Source organism: Bacillus sp. 2175, assembly GCF_057812155.1.
Genome location: NZ_CM173819.1, coordinates 2,270,010 through 2,290,996, shown reverse-complemented (window position 1 = coordinate 2,290,996; position 20,987 = coordinate 2,270,010). Strand labels below are relative to the sequence as shown.

General features: G+C 34.2%; 16 protein-coding genes and 3 pseudogenes. 2 read left to right on the top strand and 17 right to left on the bottom strand.

Annotated elements, in window-relative coordinates; genetic code table 11:
- Position 1: 1 nt before the first annotated feature.
- From ACXKY9_RS12005 to ACXKY9_RS11945, 13 genes and pseudogenes are all read right to left on the bottom strand, one after another.
- The gene (locus ACXKY9_RS12005) at positions 2-379 is read right to left on the bottom strand and encodes a hotdog family protein (RefSeq protein WP_000776359.1); all 378 of its coding nucleotides are present in this window, start codon (positions 377-379) and stop codon (positions 2-4) included.
- A gap of 86 nt (positions 380-465) precedes the next feature.
- A complete protein-coding gene (locus ACXKY9_RS12000; protein WP_001063069.1) occupies positions 466-1,713 on the bottom strand; it encodes a DUF1015 domain-containing protein in 1,248 nt (415 codons plus the stop codon).
- Between the two features lie 13 nt (positions 1,714-1,726).
- Positions 1,727-2,899 (bottom strand): 3-phosphoglycerate dehydrogenase family protein, encoded by a 1,173-nt coding sequence (locus ACXKY9_RS11995; RefSeq protein ID WP_000490232.1) that lies wholly within the window; start codon positions 2,897-2,899, stop codon positions 1,727-1,729.
- A 12-nt stretch (positions 2,900-2,911) separates the two neighbouring features.
- Positions 2,912-3,994 carry a 3-phosphoserine/phosphohydroxythreonine transaminase gene (gene serC, locus ACXKY9_RS11990; RefSeq protein WP_000442917.1) on the bottom strand — a complete coding sequence of 361 codons (1,083 nt, stop codon included), beginning with the start codon at positions 3,992-3,994 and terminating at the stop codon, positions 2,912-2,914.
- A gap of 207 nt (positions 3,995-4,201) precedes the next feature.
- Entirely contained in the window at positions 4,202-4,393 is a 192-nt protein-coding gene (locus tag ACXKY9_RS11985; RefSeq protein ID WP_000670805.1) for a DUF378 domain-containing protein, read from the bottom strand.
- 89 nt (positions 4,394-4,482) lie between these two features.
- Positions 4,483-5,550, bottom strand: coding sequence for a glycoside hydrolase family 113 (locus tag ACXKY9_RS11980; RefSeq protein WP_000739765.1), 1,068 nt, complete (start codon positions 5,548-5,550; stop codon positions 4,483-4,485).
- A gap of 172 nt (positions 5,551-5,722) precedes the next feature.
- Positions 5,723-6,496, bottom strand: coding sequence for a DUF6612 family protein (locus ACXKY9_RS11975; RefSeq protein ID WP_000738994.1), 774 nt, complete (start codon positions 6,494-6,496; stop codon positions 5,723-5,725).
- A gap of 81 nt (positions 6,497-6,577) precedes the next feature.
- Positions 6,578-6,943, bottom strand: a complete 366-nt coding sequence (locus ACXKY9_RS11970; protein ID WP_000025026.1) for a hypothetical protein — start codon at positions 6,941-6,943, stop codon at positions 6,578-6,580.
- Between the two features lie 454 nt (positions 6,944-7,397).
- Positions 7,398-10,811: a DUF4132 domain-containing protein gene (locus ACXKY9_RS11965; RefSeq protein ID WP_000213795.1), complete on the bottom strand. Its 3,414-nt coding sequence runs from the start codon at positions 10,809-10,811 to the stop codon at positions 7,398-7,400.
- 111 nt (positions 10,812-10,922) lie between these two features.
- Positions 10,923-11,705: a DnaD domain-containing protein gene (locus ACXKY9_RS11960; protein WP_000312089.1), complete on the bottom strand. Its 783-nt coding sequence runs from the start codon at positions 11,703-11,705 to the stop codon at positions 10,923-10,925.
- A 467-nt stretch (positions 11,706-12,172) separates the two neighbouring features.
- Positions 12,173-13,972, bottom strand: coding sequence for an S-layer homology domain-containing protein (locus ACXKY9_RS11955; RefSeq protein ID WP_003284799.1), 1,800 nt, complete (start codon positions 13,970-13,972; stop codon positions 12,173-12,175).
- Between the two features lie 335 nt (positions 13,973-14,307).
- Entirely contained in the window at positions 14,308-14,766 is a 459-nt protein-coding gene (locus ACXKY9_RS11950) for a hypothetical protein (RefSeq protein ID WP_000591638.1), read from the bottom strand.
- A 155-nt stretch (positions 14,767-14,921) separates the two neighbouring features.
- A pseudogene (locus tag ACXKY9_RS11945) lies at positions 14,922-15,050 on the bottom strand (DUF3994 domain-containing protein); the annotation flags it as partial.
- An 88-nt stretch (positions 15,051-15,138) separates the two neighbouring features.
- Between ACXKY9_RS11945 and istA the strand changes: the two are divergent.
- On the top strand, positions 15,139-16,434 hold the full coding sequence (gene istA, locus ACXKY9_RS11940) for an IS21-like element IS232 family transposase (protein ID WP_000275580.1): 1,296 nt from the start codon (positions 15,139-15,141) through the stop codon (positions 16,432-16,434).
- Positions 16,424-17,176, top strand: coding sequence for an IS21-like element IS232 family helper ATPase IstB (gene istB, locus ACXKY9_RS11935; protein ID WP_000798699.1), 753 nt, complete (start codon positions 16,424-16,426; stop codon positions 17,174-17,176). Before istA ends, istB begins: the two co-directional genes overlap by 11 nt.
- Positions 17,177-17,357: 181 nt before the next feature.
- Here the strand turns inward: istB and ACXKY9_RS11930 are convergent.
- The 4 genes and pseudogenes from ACXKY9_RS11930 to hblD all read right to left on the bottom strand — a co-directional run.
- Positions 17,358-17,944, bottom strand: a pseudogene (locus ACXKY9_RS11930) (response regulator aspartate phosphatase); the annotation flags it as partial.
- A gap of 266 nt (positions 17,945-18,210) precedes the next feature.
- Positions 18,211-18,416, bottom strand: a pseudogene (locus tag ACXKY9_RS11925) (DUF6094 domain-containing protein); the annotation flags it as partial.
- A gap of 162 nt (positions 18,417-18,578) precedes the next feature.
- Complete coding sequence (hblA, locus tag ACXKY9_RS11920) at positions 18,579-19,712, bottom strand: hemolysin BL binding component B (RefSeq protein ID WP_001063466.1); 1,134 nt, start codon at positions 19,710-19,712, stop codon at positions 18,579-18,581.
- A gap of 31 nt (positions 19,713-19,743) precedes the next feature.
- On the bottom strand, positions 19,744-20,973 hold the full coding sequence (gene hblD / locus ACXKY9_RS11915) for a hemolysin BL lytic component L1 (protein ID WP_000975318.1): 1,230 nt from the start codon (positions 20,971-20,973) through the stop codon (positions 19,744-19,746).
- Between the last annotated feature and the right edge of the window lie 14 nt (positions 20,974-20,987).

The window sequence follows — 20,987 nt, the reverse complement described above, 5'->3', positions numbered from 1 at the left end:
ACTAAAGAATAATCCCAGAAAAACTCCCCTTCATAACTTCCTTTTCAAGTTGATTCCTACATATAAACATCGCAGTAATATTTGTACGATTTTTTTCATCGGGTTCAAATTGTTCTATGGTTAAGTCACAACGAATTGTGTCACCACTAAACACAGGACGTAAAAATTCAAAATCCATCTTGCGAGCTAGTACGTTATAATCACCGCCAATTTTTGTAGGTAGTGTTGATGTTAAAAGCCCTTGTACAACAAATCTCCCCTGCTCATCTGGTGTAACATGATGAACACCTTCATCTTTCGATACTTCCGTAAATAACGCAACATCTTCTTTTGTAAACGTTCTTTCAAAGGTAATTTTTTCGCCTACTTGCAATTTCATCGATCCCCCTCCTCAAAAACACTTGTAAAATAAGAAAAACCGAAACTCAAATCATTTCGGTTTTTCAAAACTATAGAAGTCAATATTTACTTTAAAGAATGAACAAACAACCCACTACGCAGTTTCGGTTCAAACCACGTTGATTTCGGCGGCATGACTTCTCCGGCATCTGCGATTGCTAATAAATCTTCCATAGATGTCGGATATAATGCGAATGCTGCTTTGTATTCGCCGCTGTTCACAAGGCGTTCTAGTTCTTCTAGCCCCCGTATTCCGCCAACAAAATCAATGCGTGAATCAGAACGCGGATCATGTATTTCAAGTACTTGGCTTAATAAATGATCTTGCAGGATAGATACATCTAAACCTCTAACAAGATCATTCGCATCAAATGTTTCTTCTTTCACAGTAAGCTTATACCACTTCTCATTTACATACATTCCAAATGCTTTTGGTTCATTTGGTTTATACGGAGAAACAGGTGCTTCTTCTACATAGAAGTATTGCTTGATTTGTTTTAAAAACTGTTCTTCTGATAAACCGTTTAAATCTTTCACAACTCGGTTATAGTCCCAAATCGATAATTCATCATGAGGGAATAGAACCGATAAGAAGAAATTAAATTCCTCTTCTCCTGTGTAATTTGGATATTGTTCTCTTCTCATAAGTCCTACTTTTGCAGCTGATGCAGAACGGTGATGCCCATCTGCAATATAAAGATTAGGAATATCTTCAAATGCGTTTACTAAAGTCGTAATTACATCTTCATCTGCAATCTTCCACGCAACATGCTTAACACCGTCTTCTGCTGTAAATGTATAAATTGGCGCATGCTCTTCTTTCCAGCTTCTAATTAAATGCTTTACTTCATCTTTTGTACGGTAAGTTAAAAATATCGGACCTGTATTTGCGTCACACACATCTACGTGGCGAATACGATCTAGTTCTTTTTCATGACGTGTTCTTTCATGTTTTTTAATTGTATCATCTTCATACTCATCAATAGATGTACAAACGACAAGGCCTGACTGCGTTCTTCCTTGCATCGTCAGTTCATAAATATATAGCGCTGGCTCTTCATCTTGTATGAACACTTCTTCTCGTATAAATTGCTTTAAATTGTCGCCCGCTTTTTCATACACGCGATCATCATACGGTGACAATTCAGGATCTAAATCAATTTCTGCTTTATCAACATGCAAGAAAGAATATGGATTCCCTTTTACAACTTCCCTTGCCTCTTCACTATTTAATACGTCATACGGTAAAGCTGCCACTTGTGCCGCTTTTTCCTCTACTGGACGAATGGCCCGAAACGGTCGTATTTTTGCCACATTCCTCTCTCCTTTACACAATCATTCGAACGGCTACAACACCTGTAATTTTGCTTATATTTTCTACAATATTCTCTTTTATTATATCATCAATTCCGTTATCGATATCAATCATTGTGTATGCCCAAGAATGTTTACTACGATTAATCATATCGGCAATATTAATATGATGTTCCGCTAAGCATCCTGTAATTTGCCCTACCATATTCGGGACGTTTTGATGCATAATTGTAATTCGTTTCTTTCCGATATACGGCAATTCTACGTTTGGATAATTTACTGAGTTACGAATATTTCCTGTCTCTAAATATTCACGTAATTGACGCGCCGCCATTACTGCACAATTTTCTTCCGATTCAGACGTTGATGCGCCAAGGTGAGGCGTCGCTGTTACATTTTTCATCTTTATTACATTTTCATTCGGGAAATCCGTTACGTAATGTGTAATAATATCTTCTTCTAATGCTTTTTGAAGAACCTTTTCATCTACAAGTTCTCCTCTAGAGAAATTAAATAGACGCATCCCTCTTTTCATCTTCTCTACAGCGTGTTCCCCAATGATCCCCTTCGTTTGATTCGTAAGAGGAATATGCAGTGTAATATAATCACACGTTGCAAAAATTTCATCAAGGCTAAATGCTCTTTGCACATGTGTAGAAAGACGCCAAGCTGTTTCAACTGAAATATAAGGATCATATCCGATAACATCCATGCCTAACGCTAACGCATCGTTCGCAACTAAAGCACCGATTGCGCCAAGTCCGATAACACCTAGACGTTTCCCTGCAATTTCTGATCCAACAAATTGTTTTTTTCCTGATTCAACAAGCTGTGGTACTTCTTCACCCTCTAAGTTTTTCGTCCAACTTACACCATTAATAATGTTGCGTGAAGACATAATAAGACTGGCAATAATGAGTTCCTTTACTGCATTAGCATTTGCCCCCGGCGTGTTAAATACTACAATTCCTTTTTCTGTACATCGCTCGACAGGAATATTATTTACACCAGCGCCAGCTCTTGCAATCGCCTTTAAGTCTTTTGAAAACTCTTCTTGATGTAAAGAGTAGCTACGAAGCAAAATTCCATCTGGATGATTGATTCTATCTCCTACTACATAACGTTCTTCAGTAAAAACTTGCAAACCTTTTTCTGCAATTTGATTTAACGTTTGAACACGAAACATATCCCCATCTCCCTATCTATTCTCAAGCTCAAATTCCTTCATATAATCTACTAATCGTTTTACGCCGTGTGCTGGCATCGCATTGTAAATACTGGCACGCATACCGCCAACTGAGCGATGTCCTTTTAACGTAACAAGGCCGCGTTCCTTCGCTTTTTGTAAAAACTCATTGTTAAGTTCTTCTGACGGTGTTGTAAATGGAATGTTCATAAGTGATCGATACGCAGGATCAACTGGTGAAGTAAACAATTTAGATTCATCTAAAAAATGATAAATAAGTGAAGATTTCATTCTATTTTGTTCTTCAATCGCAGATACTCCGCCTTGCTCTTTCAACCACTCTAGTACAAGTTTTGTTACGTAAATACTAAAGGATGGCGGTGTATTATATAAGGAGTTATTTTTACTGTAAGTTTCATAATTTAACATTGTCGGACAAGAGCGATCTGCTCCCCCAATTAAATCTCTTTTTATAATAGCAATCGTTAAGCCCGCTGGTCCTAAATTTTTTTGTGCTCCCGCGTATATAAGACCAAACTTCGAAACATCATATTGTTCTGACAAAATATTTGAAGACATATCCGCAACGAGCGGCACTCTTTCTATATGTGGAATATCCACATATTTTGTCCCCTCAATTGTATTATTCGTTGTAATATGTACATAATCTAGTTTTTCATCGCTTAGTAAACCGTCCAGTTTAGGAATCGTAGTAAACTTCTCTTGCTCGGAAGAAGCAATCACTTGTACTTCCCCAACTTTTTCGGCTTCTTGCAGTGCCTTTTTAGACCATGAGCCAGTTAGTACGTATCCAGCTTTTTTATACGTATTCATTAAGTTCAGTGGTATCATAGAAAATTGTAATGACGCACCGCCTTGTAAAAATAAAACATCATACTCATCAGGAATGCTCATTAATTCACGAAGTAAGTTACTCGCTTCCTCTATAATACTTTGAAAATAAGAAGATCGATGACTCATTTCCATAATAGACATGCCTGTCCCGTTATAATTTAAAAGCTCCTTTTGCACTTTCTCTAAAACTGGCAAAGGGAGTATTGATGGCCCTGCTGAAAAATTATAGACTCTCTCCATTACCCTCATAACCTCCCTATTTCTTATTTGGATATTTTTAAACTTTCTGAATTATAACCTAAAATATAATATACGGTCAATTTGTTTTCTATTATTATGGCGCAAGACGCGATGGAATCGCTTGCAAGTGCAGACTTTTTTATGGACATATAAAAAAGTGTTAAGTACATAATCGTACTTAACACTCTAATAATGAAAGAATAATAGCTAGTCGTTCGTAAAGAACCGATCAAAAATTTGATAAATAGCAGAAAGACCAATGAGCCAATAAATAGTGTCCACAAGCGCCGGCATAGAACCAAACCATTTCTCAACTACATTGTAATCTAACGCTACCAATAACCAATTCAAACCGCCAAGAATCACCAAAATTACTGTAAGGTAAGACAAAAATTTCATTATGATTGCCCCCTAGGTGATAAGATGGTGAAAGGCCTTTCACTAAAAATATATGTAGTAAACTTTAAAACTTACCTATTTTATAAAAATTATTTTCGGTACCACCCGTTAATAACTGTCTCTGCTTCTTTACTATGTATTTGATACGCATGTGTACTATCATTAGAGCCAATAAACCAAATTGAAAAACCTTTAAAATATGGTTTCGGTTCTAATACATCTCGGTAAGCACGCCATCCATTTAATTGTACATCTTTCGAAAACACATTTGAAACATCTGGATTCCATGGATTTTGTAATCCAAGTTCACGTGCTGGAACGTTAAATCCACCGAAGTAAACTGGCTTTCCTGTTGCATTATGTAATTGTTCCAATTGCTGAACAACATTTTGCCCACGATTATATACTGTTGTCGCAAATAAACTTTGCTTCACTTCTTCATATGTTGGATTTCTTTTTCCTGAAACTTCAAACCAACTGTCTATGCTAACAATATCCATCTTTTTTAAATACGGGCGATTGATTTTCTCTTTAAACTTCGCTTCATAAGAAGGATCCCAGCTTGCTGTTAACCACCAGTTCATTTGATACAAAACATTTCCTTTATACTGATTACGAACAAAATCAATTGTATCGCTCCAGTATCCTTCTGCATACTCCATATTCACGAAATTAGAAGCAATCTTTAGTCCATACACATTGTATTTACTTGTAATGGAATTAAAAATATCTTGCAGAATAACCGTCTTCCAATTCCAGAAGAAATCATTAATGTTACTTGGGTTCCATTCTGTCTCTCCAACATTCCCCTGCTGAATATATGGGAACGGTTCCACTATAACTTGAATATTACGCTTTAATAATTCTTGAATTAAAATAATAGCTTGTTGCTTTTGCGCTTGATTAATTACCATGTTAGTAGAAGTCACATTTGGGATATCTACTTGAATCGGTACATTTACTGTATTTAAATTTAAGCGCTCCACATCCGCTAATACTTTCGCTACATTTCCAACTTCCCATACTGTTACGTTTCCTGATTTGATTTTTCCAGATTGAACAGTATTTACATCTGCCTGTACATTTCCTTGAAAACAAAAAGAAAACAACATAATAAACACTCCTAAAAAACTTATTAAACTCTTATTTTTCTTCACAACTTTCCCCCTATAATTTTTGCCTTTCTTGATTATTTTATACAACGTTTCACATTTATTCCAGAAAAAAATGAAGTGCCGTTCAACTATATTCATATAAATCTTCTAAAAATAGTAGGAAAAATAAAAAAGGAGCAGATTTCCGCTCCTTTTTATCCTTTTACGATTGAAATTATTGAATCCCTTCTGGTAACTTAATTGAATCAAACTTTTCATATGAATCAATCTTTATACTCACAACTGCATCCAATTTTTCCTTATCTGTACTAGCTTTTTTATCTGAGTTACTTTCACTCACTTTTATAGTTGTTCGCATCTCTTCAAATTTATAATCTTTTGTTATTATATATTCAATGTTAAACGCATCCATATTAAATCCTTCCGTTAATTTTTTCATATCTCCATTAATTTTTTGTAACGTATCTACCGCTTCTTTTCCCTTTAATTCAAGTGTAAGTTTATATGTGTCTCCATCTTTCTTTGCTTTCATTTTCTTAGCCAAAGCTTCCGGTAAATCTAACTCATTAAGTAAATTTTTACTGACCATTACATCATTTACATTAAATTGATTATTAGGTATCGTAACTAACTCTCCTGTATCAGGGGTTTTCACTTGAGCAGCGACCTTTCCATCTACTTCATACGTTACAATATCTGTACCACTTATTTTCATTTCAGCCCTAGAATTCTTCAGTTTCGGCTCCATTTGTATTTTCATTTTAATTTCTTCTGATTGGCCGCTCCCCTTCATTGACATAAGAGATGTCAATGTAAGATATTCCTCTTGTTTTAATCCGTCAGCTGCTTTTTTAAAAATATCTTTCGCTACTAACTCTTTTTCTTTTTTTACAGATACTGTTTTAGGTCCACTTGTTTTTTCACTGCTACAACCAGTTGTTAAACCTACTATTAGCGCCAAACTAGATATTACAACCATTTTCTTCATACTGATTCTCCCCATTTCCCACTTAAAAATATTTTCATCCCATGTATAGTAAATCAACTGAAATAAATATATATACAATAATTATTTAACCTCTAAACGAAACCAGTTATTCAATCCGTATACTAATGTAACTAAAGCTCCTATCACACCAAAAACAACAATATTTATACCAATTGACGAACCAAATAAAACAGCCATCATTGACACCATCAGTAATAGCATAGCAATACTATTTATCTTAATTTCTACTACATCGCCATCCTTTACTTTCTTTTCTTTACTTCCAAAAAAGAATTGTTTTACTTTAATATTCGCTTCATCTAATTCAAAAGGAAGCGTATATTCTTCGTTATTCTCAAGTTTCATTACTACTTCGTTATCTACCTTTACAGCAACTCTTGCTGCTCCTCCCATTACCCCTGTTGCTCTTATTACTTTAATACTCATGCTAAATCTCCTCTCCCCCTATGACTTCTCCATGTCATTCATTTTTGTAATTCTTCTCTTATGAAATCCTTGAATGTAAAACAAAAAATGTATTTGTATGACACCGAAATCTTTTACGCTATACACCCATTTCTCGTTAAACAAAATATTCCAACAGAAATTATAACAAGTTCCTACAAATTTTTTTGTCAAATTTTGTCGCGTTTACAAAAAAAGAGACTCTTACATATAGTAAAAGTCTTTTCTATCATTACCGTGGCTGTAACGTTAACATTTTCCCTTCTATTCCCGCTGTATTCAGTGTAGTCGTATGATAAATCATCTATTTGATCATGATACCAATCCCTTCTAAAAGGATAAAAATCCTCTTCCCCCTAATTCGCTTCTATTATGAAAGAACCTTTTGAAACATTGAAAAACCCCCTTCATTTTCCTACCAATGAAGGGGTTTTTCTTATCGTTCGCTACGCCAACTTTCATTATGCCCAAGATTTGAATCTGTCGCTACTTGCACATCATATAACATTTCACTAAAGAAGCGTTTATCTACTTCTTTTGGTACAATGCGTCTTTCATCATCAATCTCATCGTATTCATATGAACCACGATTCACTGTACCTGCTTTATAAAATTGAATGTCAAATACACATACATCTTCTTCATCTTCATAACCAATCGGTGCTCCGCTAAATGACAATTGCACTCCTAATCCGGTACGAGTATCTTCTTTGTAAAATGTATAATATACACCGCCATCTTGAACAGACCCACGGATCCATCCAAGCTTCGTCATCTTACCGAATAACGAACGACCATTTAGTAAAATACCGCCAAATCTCTCAATAGCACTCTCATCATTCTCTTCTACTACAAACACTGGACGCTCAATTTGTAGGAACGGCTGAACAATTCCCGCACTTTCTAATTGCTCTTTCCATAATTCCTTCTCCGCCCCAGACAATTCTAACGGATGAACGAAACCAATAACAGTGCCAGATGAAAGTTCATAACTCTTCCCGTCAATTGTACAGAACACGCCACCTTCTGCATAACGGAATGCCTTCAGCAACTTCCCTTCCTTATACTCACCCCAAATGAGTGAAATAGAAAATTGCTTCATAATTGGATTATCCATAAATACAGACTTCCATGCATTATGTGACCAATAACGCTTTAATGAAAGTGCCGTTTCCAATCGTTGTTTTTGCATGGAAAGAGTATTTCGGAGTTCCTTCTTTAAAGAGGCTAATTCTTTTTTAGCCTCTTCAGCCTTTTCTACATCATCTTTTGCATTCGGCTTTGGAAGTGACTTCATACGTTTTCCTTCTTCTGTCTCTAATTCAATTTTTGACTCTGTAGTTAAAATGGCAGTAAAACTTCGATTCCCGAAATCAATTATTTTTTCACCATGTATAGTAAAGCCGAGGTCCGGCACCAATTGATCTGCCAGCTCTTCCTCTGTTATACCACGTGTTTTCACAGCAAGACTTAGCGCTTCTTTTGTTGCATTACGTACTTGCTTATGTTTATATTTAAATGCTATTGCATGAATAGACATAAGTGCAAGCTTAGATGAAGACAAACCTAAAGCACGAACGGCATCCGCTGCTATCTTTCCTCTCATTTGAAGCACCCATTCATCAATTTGCTTTATAAGTATGTCGACCATTTTGTCGTCACTATACATTCCGTATAACGAAAGAATTCCACGTTTCTTCACATCTGCGTCTTGAGAAATCCATATTTGATATATTGTTTGCACATATTCTTTTAAGTCCTCTTCATTTAAAGCTCTACCAATTACTTCTGCTGTTTCTTTCTTCTCAATAACAGCATCTAAAATATACTGTTGTAAATAGGCTAACGGAATTGCAGCATCAGCAATTTCATCAGAGTCACGTAAACGGATTTGTGGCTCATCCCCAATCAATTGCAGAAGTGAATTTCTTGTTTGTTCAGTTAAAATACGTGCACATAGTTCTTCTATCTTTTCTTCCTCCGTTTGAAATAAAAACGAGAATTTTCCTGCGAAAGATTCATTTTTACTTTCTTGCAAAGCTTCCTGTACAAATTTCGTATATTTTTCAAGCTTATACTCTATAAGTATTTTCATCACATTTTCACGAACAATTTTCTTTTTATTATGAAGTTCAACTGCTACATCTGCTGCAGCTTCTACCTCTTTTGAAAGCAGTTCAACTACAGACTCACGCATTTTTTTAGATGAATCTCCTAAGCTTTTAATTAAAATTGGACGCATTTTAATCATGTTATCCTTTGCTAACTCTTCTAAAATATATGCTTTGGCCACAGCAGAATACTCATCAAATCGTTCAATGATGTACGCTTGTTCTTTTACAATTACACAAACAAGCGCTTCCTTCGCCTTATTTCGCTCTTCACTGTAGCATGCAGCTTCTTCAACTGCATAAGCGATAAGCTTTTCCTTACTTAATCCATACGAAAGCAGATCTTCTAATACTTGTTTCGGTTCTACTCCTCTGACAGAACATTCGTAAAGAAGTTCGTATAAATTAACACTATCTTCATCTCCAAACTGTAGTGTAAGTACAGCTTCCCTCTTCGCTATATCATCTATATCCCAAAGAAGCGCAACCTCTAACACCGGCATACCCCAATACATACTTCTATATTTCGGATTTTTAAATATTTGCTCCATATCCTCAAGTGACAACTTCCCTAGTAAATAATCACGATATGTATTCCGCACTGTAGACAATTTAATTTGCAAAGCAGCAACAAAAAATTCTTCTCGCATTTTCCCTCTATTTAGCTCATATCCTTTTTCAGCTAGCGTTCGTGCGACGATGAGATAATTCATTCTACTTACATATTGCAAAGTACATTGAATAAATTCAGGATTTTCCTCCAACATAAAGCATAGCAATTCATATTCATACGTCTTACAAAAATCCTCACTATTCAAATCATGTTGCCTTAGACGATGCGCAAAAAATCGTTCCTTAGAAATCCAAAACTGTGTACAAAAACTTTGAATTTCTTCATATGTTTCTCTATTTACACTACCAGTTTTTTTGTAGTTTTGAGACTGACCGAGAGTGTGACACATATAACGTGTTGCATAGTTTATAAAACCCCAAACATTTTTCTTCGCCAATATTTCAATATATCGCCTCGCAACATTCGAATATTTATGAACACAAAATAATAGCCGCCAAATATGTTCCGGTAAATTCCCACCTATAAATACTTCACTATCATCTTTACCTTTTAAATACCGTTTAACTGCTTCAACCTTTTCCTTTTCCCCTAGCAGTTTCAATATAAATTCTGTATGTTCTTCTAACCTCTCATTCAATAAAGAACTATATGTACGAAACTTTTCATAATCTACATCAAACATTACAAGAAGTAATGTTACTTGCTGGTTAGTTGGTAAAGTATGTAATTGTCCCTCTATATAGTTCGGATTCTCTCTTGTTAACTCTCTAAGAAAAACATCTGCTTCATTCACATAACTTGAAATACTGGATAAATATTTACATGCGATTGCTACAAGTTTGTCCAAAGGAAGTGCACTTTTTTCTAAATAAATCTTCATTTTAGAAAAACTGACATGCGCAAAACGGACTACAAGAACATTTAATAATTGCTCCTCGAGTATATGGTAAAATAATCGAAAAAAATCCGGATCTTGTTTATGCACTTTCCTAAAATCGTTTATAAATCGCTCCGCAAAATCGCTTCTTTTTTGATCACGAATTGTCGTTAGTTGAATATCTTTTAAAATCTCTTCTTCTTTTGTCTGTAAATATCGTTGTGATAATTGTTTCTGTTCTTCTGTCATATTAATATATTGAAACAACTCAGATGTACTAGTAGTCAAACTTTGTACCCCCCGCATCTTTTTATCTATTATAAAAATACCCTTATTTAATGGTAGTATAGCATAAACCTCACAAAAACGAACATACATTCTATGTTAAGTTAATGTAAATTAAAATACACTACTCAAAATACATTTCCTTCTCTCTAAACTTCCCATTACGCACTTCTCCCCACTAAAATCCTTTAATTTTTCACTACACCAATTCCTCAAAATCCCCCTCACATAAGCTAACGTTTTCTTATTATTTTCAAACGCAATTTTAAGTACCTCTAACACTTTCTCTCCAGAAAGTCTTTGTATCCAATTCTTCAATTCCTTCACAATATATGGGGATAAACTACTAATATTTTGTTCATAAAACTTATAAACTTCACTATTTGGAACGTCCTCTTCTATAGTTTCCACCTCTATCTCTTCCGCTTCTTCTTTCTCTTCAATAACTACTTGTGAACTACTATTATCCTCTTCTTTTGGCATACCAAAATGCTGCAATAATAATGGAATCTTGTATTCTTCTTCAAGGCATTTACGTAAAAATATATGTATGAACTCATTACTTTTTATAGTCTTTAACTCACGTAATACGCACTTCTCCACATTCGTATTTGAAATAGGGTTATAGTGTAACCAATTTATTATGAATACCTCTTTCGTTTCCGTATCATATAAAATCTTTCCATACTCAACAAACCTGTTTAGCAACTTCTCAACAGTCTCCATACTATAACCTGTTTCAAGCTCTGCCACACGCTTCGGTAATATGTAAATACCACATTGCTTTGTTTTCGTACCAGTTAACAAATATATGTAAAAATAACGCTCCTCTGGCGTTAAATCTAATATGAATTCATCTTGCCAAAAGTTCACCTGCACATTACGGTATACCGCCATATGTTTCCCTCCACTCTTTGCTAGTAAATAGGAAAATTTTAATCCTTCATTATAAAGATAGGCATACGGGAATGGTTTTGGCATTCGAATTACAATTTTTTTACTACTACAACGCCGGTTTCATTTTTTCGCGCTTGTTTTGTTCTTGTTTTTGTTTTTGTTTTTGTTTTTGTTTTTGTTTTTTCTTAGTGATTTATTACTTGGTAGGGGCTTATAAGGGGCTTGGAAGGGCATTCTACATTACAATCTATGAAATACAATTTGTTCTTCCTACTAAATAGGAGCTATTCCAAATTATTATTTTGGATAGCTCCTTTCAAATTCTTCTTATTTTTTACTTCTACCAATGTCAGCTTCTACATACCATTTATTCTGCTATTTGCGGACAGTACAACTCTCATTTCAAAATTCGGTGAATAAACTGCTCGATTGCAATGCGAGTGGCCCTCACTGATTAAAGTTTCATTTTATTTTTGCATTGAATCTAACATCTTCACAATAAAGGCAGCTGCCTGACCACGAGTTGCTGTACCTCGGGGATCAAACTCATTATTTCCAATACCATTAACTACCTTTAGACTGTATAATCGTTGAACCGATTCTTTGTATGTTATTAAATGCTTATCTGTAAATGGTAATGCTACTAACTCACCTGTAATTCCTTTATATCGTAATGCTTTGTCAATCATAATAGATACTTCTTCACGAGTAATTGGTGAGTTAGGATCAAAAATCCCTTCACCACGACCATTAATAATTCCTACACTTGCACAACGTTTAATACCGTCATGAAGTGATGGATGTGCCTCATTAATATCTACAAATGACTTATTTCCCTCTGGTAGTTTAAGAGCATTCGAGATTAATTTCGCAAACTCCGCTCTCGTTACATTTCGATATGGCGCAAATACACCATTACCTTCGCCTTGCATAATACCTAGACTGTTTAATTTACGAATATGCCCTTCAAACCAGCCACCTGTAATATCATCTTTTGGTTTTTGTACTTCTTCCTTTGGCTTTTGTACTTCTTCCTTTGGTACATTGTAGTTAATTTTAATCCAACTTGGGTCATAGAAAATCCATTCTCCATTACCTACTTTATACCAACCATTTTTAACCGCTAATACTTTGTAACGATCTCCGTTTGAAGCTTTACGTACAACACGATGTTCAATACCCGCATCACTACGTACATTGATACCACTACCATTTACCACTAGTTCCATGCTAGGTTCAGCTGGATTATTTTCATTTGGATTAAATGAGTCATTTTTATCTTGTAAAGGCGTATCAATCTGCGCATTTATATTTGCATACCACTGAATTCCTTGTACGAAACCAGCCCAATTACCACGTGAAATTAAAATGTCAGGACATTTTTTCCCGCTCCATTGTTGATGCTTGTAAATATGATCTGCACCAATTCCTTCTTTGTTCATTAAATAACCTGCAAGTCGTTTTGCATTTTCTAAAGCTTTATTGTAATCACCATCTTGGTTAACCGCGATCTCGATACCGATAGACTCCCTGTTTCCTGATCCATCTCCATCTCCTGCATGCCAACCATTTTCGTTTGTTGGTAAGTGTTGATAAATTTGTTTATCGTCTACAGTAAAATGCCATGAAGCTGTTCGGAAAGTGCCTTCAGTTGCTTGCTTGTATAAATATTTCGCATGATTTTCAGCATTAGCACCAGCGGCTGTATTTGCGGTCTCATGAATTGTAATGTAACGTGCTTTCATCGGATTTGCAGGACGAATATCAGGATTTCCTGCTGGAACAATCCACTCCACAAATGGAACTCCTGCAAGTGTTCCATATTTCTTCGTACTCTGTGCACTATATTGAATACCTCTTGGCTTTGCAACAGGTTTCATTTGACGATCAGATCCATCATTTCGACCATCTACAGATTCAAATGCCTTTTCAATGTTTGAAATAGCTTCCTTTTCTGCTACTTGTCCCTTCTTAGCATTTTGCATTTTGTTTAATTCTTCTGTTTCATCATGTTTATGCTTATATTCTTCTAAAAGCATTTTTTCATTTTCAGATACTTCTGCTTCGTTAATTTGTACATGATCAGGAACTTCCAACTTGAAATTAGAATAATTTAATCCGCTCGTTCCGTGTTCTCCTTGGGCAATATTAAGTTGATCAGTTTGAGATTTGTTTATCTCTTCTGCTGATGCTGATAAAGGTACGCTCCCTAAAATCACTAGACTTGTTGATAGTGCGATTACTTGTTGTTTGATTGTCTTATTCATTATTATAATAAATACATACACACTCCCACCGTGTATGTATCTCAACCTCCCTTTATTGTTACATTAATTTTTAAAAATATGAATCTACTATGTACTTCCAATACATTTTCTTTTTTATTTATATATTTAAATTATCATATTTTATACTCATTAAGAAAATATTTATATGTCATCCCTACAGATGAATTTCATCTAACATACTTTTTATAAAATTCGTCAACAAACATTATTTTACAACTAATTACAAATACCGTCAAAATAATCAATTTAAACTTAGACAAATAACTGGCATACAATTTCATAATAAGAGATCCTATACTATCGAAATACATCTATTACAAATTCCCTTTAACGTTTTCAACAATCTCATTTATCGTATTCCGATCAAACTTATCACTAATTTCATATGACTCACGATCTCCTACGAATTGCACGCCTACGATATCATTGCGATCCTTACCGTATTGCACTTCAATAATAGATCCACGCTCTATTTGCTTCCAAATGAGACCTGCTTCATCTTTATTATCTAAAATAATGCAGTCTTCAATATTTTCGTCAATCCCAATTAACTTATTATCATCCATATATCCAATCTCGTATTGTTGCCGTTCTTTCGCTTTGCCACTTACTAATATACCTTTGCTACCATATGAGTAATCCATATAGTCCTTTTTCTCCGTTTGTACCGCTTTCGGCTTTTGTGCTTCAGTTTTTTCAGCAGCCCCAGAACCTGTAATAAGACTGATTGGGATAACCACTATTAATACTAATCTAGTAAATTTCTTTATCATTTGTAACCAACCTCATATATTTAATGCAAAACTCCATTTATTACTCTATTAAAGAATAACATGATACTAAGTAAACAGAACGAAAGATAACATATTATTTACATACTCGCACTTTAATGAAGGACTAGGCCATTTAAACCTAGTCCTTCATAACTTTAACTTTGCTTCACATACTTAATTGTATTAAATGACGTCTCATTAAATAATCGCAAGTTTTCCCCATCATAATCTTGAACTTTATATGCTATTTTCTTTTTTTGAATTGTATCTTCTACACCGTCTATAAATGCTAACTTAAATATGTACATTAACGCTTGAATAAATATGTACATTTTCAATTGGATTCTCCATACTGACTCTGAGGTGGTTAGTATGTATATTAAGCTAGATATTCAAACAGAATTTGAGGTTAAAAGTCTTTCAGACTTACCAAATTTTAAAAAACTAATGGGGAACTTAAAAATGAAGATAAATAAAAGTCAATTAGCCAGAGAATTGAATGTGGATCGGCGTACCATAGATAAGTATTTGAATGGTTTTACACCAAAAGGGACAAAAAATAAAACATCGAAAATCGATACATATTATGAAGTGATTGCAGCTCTTTTATCTAGTGATTCTAAACAAATCTTCTACTACAAACGAGTGTTATGGCAGTATCTAACAGACAATCACGGTTTAAAATGTTCACAGTCTGCATTTCGTGCTTATATTAATAGAAAGCCTGAATTTAGAACATATTTTGATGAGGGGAAGCGTATTTTATCAGGTCATTCAGTGGGTGTCCGTTATGAGACACCTCCAGGAGAACAAGCTCAATTAGATTGGAAAGAAAGCATACGATTTGAAACCAAAAGTGGCGAAATCGTATATGTGAATGTAGCTGTACTTTTATTGTCCTACTCGAGATTTAAAGTTTTTCATTTGAATATTTCAAAATCACAAAGTGTTTTAATGTCATTTATGACAGAGGCATTTGAAATGTTTGGTGGTGTACCGAAGGTAATTGTCACGGATAATATGAAGACGGTAATGGATGAAGCTCGAACAGAACACTTTACAGGAACGATTAACAATAAGTTTGCCCAATTCGCTCAAGATTTTGGATTTAAGGTACAACCTTGTATCGCAGGGCGACCAAATACCAAAGGGAAAGTAGAAGCGCCAATGAAACTTCTAGACGAAATTCATGCTTATCAAGGAAGATTCACTTTTGAAGAATTACATGAATTTGTGCAAAAATTATGTGCAAGAATTAATCAAACATTTCATCAAGGGACTGGTAAGATTCCAGTGTTTGCCCTAAAACAGGAAAAGAATCTCCTACAACCACTCCCGAAGAGCGCGATAAGAGATTCCTATATGATTAAGCATAAACTTGTAAAAGTTAATACATCAGGCATGATATCTTACAAATCGAATCAATACTCAGTTCCAGCTGAATATCAAGGTAAAACCGTCGGTTTACAAGTATATGATAATCAAATATATGTTTATCATAACATGAAGTTAATTGTACAACATAAAATCAGCCAATCTAAGCTCAATTATAAAGAAGAACATTATAAAAAAGCATTGGCTAAGTCACTACCTAAATATCCGAACATTGACAATTTGGCGAAACAAAATTTATCAGTAATTGGTGAGGTATATAGAAATGAAGAATAGCTATCAACAATTAACAACAAACCTAGAGTATTTAAAATTAAAACAAATGGCACAACATTTAGGTGACGTAGTCGATTTTAGCATTAATAATGAATTATCCTTCGTAGAGACACTTGTTAAACTGACAAACTATGAGATTGATGTACGAGAACAAAATATGATTCATTCTATGGTGAAAATGGGCGCATTTCCTCATAGAAAGGAGGTTGATGAGTTTGATTTCGAATTCCAGCCGAGTATTAATAAACAACAAATCTTAGATTTTATTTCTCTACGTTTCTTAGAGCAACAAGAAAACATAGTATTTTTAGGACCTAGTGGTGTTGGTAAGACCCATTTGGCCACGTCTATTGGTATAGCAGCAGCTAAAAAGCGAACAAGTACTTATTTTATTAAATGTCATGATTTACTTCAAAATTTAAAACGTGCCAAGATTGAGAATCGCCTAGAATCTCGTTTAAAGCACTATACAAAATACAAATTACTTATTATTGATGAAATTGGGTACTTGCCTATTGATCCGGAGGATGCAAAATTATTCTTTCAATTAATCGATATGCGTTATGAAAAGCGTAGTACCATCCTAACGACCAATATCAACTTCAAGTCTTGGGACGAAGTATTCCAGGACCCTAAACTCGCCAATGCCATACTAGATCGTGTCTTACATCATGCCACGGTGGTCAGTATTGTAGGACAATCCTATCGAATTAAAGATCATTTTAGCAAAGAAAATGATTGATTTTGTACATGCTTAAACAAGCGAAAATGTACATGTTTATCTTGACATTTACAATTTATCATTTTTATTTAATAATCCCACACAATAAAACTTTATCAACCTTAAAATGTTTCATAATAAAAAATGAATACAGATAAAATTAACAATATACTCACTTGATGCACACGGAAAACGCTCAAAAGATATAAAGTTCTTCAGCTAATTCCCATTCTTTCAAATACGTACAAGCTAACGCCATAAGGTTATTACAATAACCGATTTTCACTTCCTACCCATTGTGTTCAGTAAATATTTCTTTTGCTTTTGTTGCTTGTTGGAAAGCCACAAAAGCCTGATAGTAATGATATTGGAACACAGCTTGGTTATAATAAAACTCTGCCTTTTCAATTTCATCCGGAATATTTTTAAGTGAATTTTCTGCTATTTCATAATGCTCTTTGGCTGCATTGTAGTCACCAACTGCATTAGAGTAGATTGCTTTATAAAAATGATAATAATACGATAAGAAATCGTCAGTTGGTTTATTAAAAGATTCAATTTGATCAAAACTATTTTTAGCTACACTCAAATTATCTATTAAATATTTATAACCAAAATCAAGTAATGAATAATACAGTAATAGATTTTGGTCTTCTTCAATATTTTCTATAGAACTCTCAATTTCTTTTTTTATTTATATGCATTCGCAACATTTCTATTTCGAATTTCAATATACCAGGCATTTAACAGTTCAGTAACTTTATTATTTATAGTAGTTTGAACATCCAATTTGCATCCTCCTTTTCCAAATTTATCTATATTTTTTCCCTTCTATACTATCACACAACATTAAATCTTGATATCTTCATAAACTTGAGATTAATTTAATAGAAAATTCAGATGAACAACCATCTAACTAACCGTGTGTTTTGGTTACAGCCTCATGCCCATAAAGCTAACATTTTGAAGTGCCCCCAAAACAACAAAAATGGACCTGATACTATAAAAAACACAAAATTTCCGTTTATCTTAGCTTGATCGATATAGGGTAGCGTATCGTTAAAGTATGTATCATTTTTCTTAGCAGCACGCTTACGCCCAATGAAGATACACTGTTTAAATGCATCGAGCTCCTCATTATCATCACCAAAACGCATTAACCAATTTCCTCGTAATGCTTTGCTAAGAAATAACTAATATCATCCCTAGCGAATCTGTCGTATGGAATGACATACACCATAATCTCACCTTCTTGTAAATAAATGAACAAAAAGTTTTAGCTCATTAGAAGCATATCATCAAAAAAGGTAGAGTCCTTAATACAACTCCACCTTTTCTATATATAACGAATCATTTAATTATTTAACAGTATGTTTTTAAAATCTCTATATTTTAGAAAACTTAACAATAAAACCATACTTTCCTATTTCTTTGAAGAAACAGGATCCATTTTTAATGTTTTTATTCCTTCTTTTAATGTAAACGCATCTGCTCTTAATGTTTTCCAGCTGTCTTTGGCTGCATTCAGATTAGGTTTTAAGAATTTAAATTTATTTTGATCTGCTTTTTGGGATGCTTTATCAATATGATTAAGTACTCCTGAATATTGAGAATCTAAATCATGCCATTGTGCTGACATATAGGTGAGAGCATTAATAGCTGATCCAATTGCATTTTGCATTTCAGCAATATTATTATACGCAACTCCAACTACACGATTCAATGTAATTTTATAGTCTACCGTTTGGCGCAATTGCGCTAATAGCGGTTCCAGCGTACTTAAATTATTTCTTGCTACCCCTATCATTACACCTCCAGCAATCCATGTAGGGATTGAGGGAACTGATACAGTTATTATTCCATCCGATTCTACTTGTTTAAAATGTCTTACTTGCTCTAAAACATCATTTAGACGTTTTTCATCTTCATCTATTCCAGATGCTTGATTTTTTAAAATCGATTGCAAGATATCTTTATGACCTCCAAATGCTCGGACATCTTCTCCAATACTATCTCTTAACTTAGCTAGTTCTTGTATTAAATTCTTTGTATATGCTTGGTTTTTTTTAATCTCACCTTGTAAATCTGTAATGCCTTCTTTTAATGTATCTGCATCTCCTTCATTAATTGCTTCTACTAATGTATCGTAATAATTGTCAAATGTAGTATCATACTCTACAATTCCTGTAAGAGTATCTAAAAGTTGTTTTTTTATGTGCGCATCCCACTTTGTAGCATGCTCTCTTGCATTCTTTTGATCTTGTGCAATTTGACTAGGTAGATTTGTATATCCTTTAATATCAATTCCTTCAAAGTTAACATCTGGATTATTAATTAACAAATAAGAGTAATCATTCATGGATTTTGCAAATACCCCAGCATCTTGCAAAGCTTTTTTCATCTTTTCACTGTTTACAGAAAGAGATATATCTTCCGTACTGGTTTGTTCTATTTTACTTTCACTTGCAAAAGCAGCTACTGGTGAAACTACAGTAGTTGTTGTCAGGGTTAAAAACGTCGATACAGCAAGTAGTTTATAAGGAAAATTATTATTCACTTTAATTCCTCCTATGAATATATATTAATTTCTAGTTTGTTTTTTCTTGTTTAAAAGCAATGTCTTTTGAAATGAATTCTGCATCCTTATGAATATCATTCCAACTTTGTTTAGCAGCTTTTAAATCGTCAGGTATTAACGAAAGTTTATGTTCTTGCATTTGATCGATATTATCATATAAATCTTTATAATTAGCCCCCATTTTATTCCATTGTTGCTGAATACTTGTTAGAGACATTATTGCTTGATCCACTGTCTGATACAAATATGTTAGAGTGTCTTTCGTATTAGTAAGTGAAATAACCGCTTGATTAGCCAAATCAGCTTTCATACTTAATTCTCCGATTTTATTCGAAATTTCATTATAAGAATTCATATGATTAGATGCCTCGACGCCAGCTGCTGTTCCTAAACCGATACCAGCGGCTCCTAGAGCTGTAAGACCACCAACAACAGCTGGCGTAGCTGTACCACCAGTCACAACAATTACTACCGCTCCTGCAATCGTTCCAATAACTAAAATAGCTGCTCCTAATCCACCACCAATTGACCAGGCTAATACATTATCAAAATGTGTTTTCTGTGTAGAACGTAAATTCTCAATTTCGGCCTGAAGTTGTGGGACTAGCGCTTGTTTTCCCGCTAATATAGCCGTCAATCCTCCCTGTCCATCTGGACCACCAACATTATTTTTAAAATCTACAGTATTTGTATACAACTTTGTTTTGAAAGCCTCTAACATCTTAATGACTTCCGTAACTTCATTTGAATTTGTATGAATTGTATAGATTAAATCCCCTATTCCTTCTTTGAGGCTCACCTTATCCTTCTTTTTTACAGTATCTACTAATGTGTCGTAATAATTTTGAAATTGCTCATCATAATTTACAATATTACGTGCTGTTTTTTGAATGTTTGGCTTCGCTGTATCTAACCAGTAATTTGCATTGATTCGTGACAGTTCTTGATTCAGGTGAATATTTTTGATTAATTCTTCTCCACCCGAACCTAAATCAATGTTGGATAAATTTACATTCGGTTGCTTAATCATAGTTTTTGCGTACAAATCCATTACAAGAATATGAGAGCCTGTTTCAGCCAACGCTTTCTTTAATCCTTCAGGTCCTAACGCATAATTTTCTATTTTCTGTTCTTGAGCTGTCTGTTCTTGTGCAAGTGCATGAATAGTACTACCATTTGTAGCGGTTATAATCGTTGCTAAAGTAGCTAAGGTTATAACTTTAAATGGAAATTTCATCATTTGATTCTCCTCCT